This is a genomic window from Kitasatospora sp. NPDC002965 (assembly GCF_040611255.1).
In the GTDB taxonomy this organism is placed as follows: domain Bacteria; phylum Actinomycetota; class Actinomycetes; order Streptomycetales; family Streptomycetaceae; genus Kitasatospora.
The window spans coordinates 1-1,315 of sequence record NZ_JBEXNT010000312.1 but is presented as its reverse complement, the minus strand read 5'-3'; the positions used below and the strand labels follow the sequence as shown (position 1 = coordinate 1,315).

2 protein-coding genes are annotated in these 1,315 nt (G+C 72.6%); both read right to left on the bottom strand.

The genetic code is table 11. The features are described from left to right. Nucleotides 1–827, bottom strand: an 827-nt coding sequence (dgoD, locus tag ABZY91_RS42070; RefSeq protein WP_355409540.1) for a galactonate dehydratase, incomplete at its 3' end; no start/stop codon positions are given. Then, nucleotides 824–1,315: FCD domain-containing protein (locus ABZY91_RS42065; protein WP_355409538.1), on the bottom strand; the 492-nt coding region annotated here is incomplete at its 5' end. The genes dgoD and ABZY91_RS42065, both read right to left, overlap by 4 nt.

The window sequence follows — 1,315 nt, the reverse complement described above, 5'->3', positions numbered from 1 at the left end:
GTCTCGGCGAGGGCGGCGATGCGGCGGACCTCGGAGATGCCGCCCGCGTGGGAGACGTCGGGCTGGGCGACGGCGATGCCGGTGGTGAGGACGTCGCGGAAGTCCCAGCGGGAGTAGAGCCGTTCGCCGCAGGCGAGCGGCACGGTGGTGGAGTCGACGAGCGGGCGCAGGTCGCGGGCGTGTTCGGGCAGGACGGGCTCTTCCACGAACAGTGGGTGGAGCGGTTCCAGCAGGGGCAGGACGCGCCGGGACATCGCGGTCGACAGCCGGCCGTGGAAGTCGATCGCGACGTCGTGCTCGTCGCCGATGGCTTCGCGGACGGCGGTGACGCGGTCGATGATCTCCCGGGTGCGGGCGGGGGTGTCGATGGGCCGCAGTTGCGCGGATCCGTTCATCTTGACGGCGGTGAACCCGGCCTCGATCTGTTCGCGGGCGAGTTCGGCGACGTGGGCGGGGCTGTCCCCGCCGATCCACGCGTACATCCGCAGCCGGTCGCGGACGGGGCCGCCGAGCAGTTGGTGGACGGGGACGCCGTGGGTCTTGCCCTTGATGTCCCACAGGGCCTGGTCGATGCCGGCGACGGCGCTGGACAGGACGGGGCCGCCGCGGTAGAAGCCGCCTTTGGTGAGCACCTGCCAGTGGTGTTCGATCCGGAGGGGGTCCTGGCCGAGGAGGTGGTCGGCGAGTTCGCCGACGGCGGCGCGGACGGTCTCGGCGCGGCCCTCGACGACGGGTTCGCCCCAGCCGGTGATGCCCTCGTCGGTGGCGATGCGCAGGAACAGCCAGCGGGGGGCGACGAGGAACGTCTCCAGGGCTGTGATCTTCATGGCGTCTCTCCCGGGTGGATCAGGTCGAGATCGGTGGTGGCCTGGGCGAGCAGGTCCCGGACGGCCTGCTCGGCGGCCTGCGGGTCGCGGTCGCGGAGGGCGTCGAGCACCGCGCGGTGGGCGGGTACGGGGTCGGTCCAGTGCCCGGTGCTGTGGACGAGGTGGTCGCGCACCCGCAGGCCGGCCTCGATCACCACTTCCATGCGGGTGAGCAGTTCGTTGTGGGTGGCGGTGAGCAGGGCGCGGTGGAAGGCCAGGTCCGCCTCCACGGCGGCGTCGGTGTCGTGGCCGGCTTCGGCCATGCGTTCCAGGGCGTGGGCGAGGTGGGCGAGGTCGGCTTCGTCACGGCGTTCGGCGGCGAGGCGGGCGGCGGCCGGCTCCATGATCGAGCGGACCTCGCCCAGATCGGTGAGGAAGCCTTTGTCGGGAATGCCGGCGCCCTGCCAGCGCAGCAGGTCGACGTCCAGGAGGTTCCAGTCCGCGCGGGG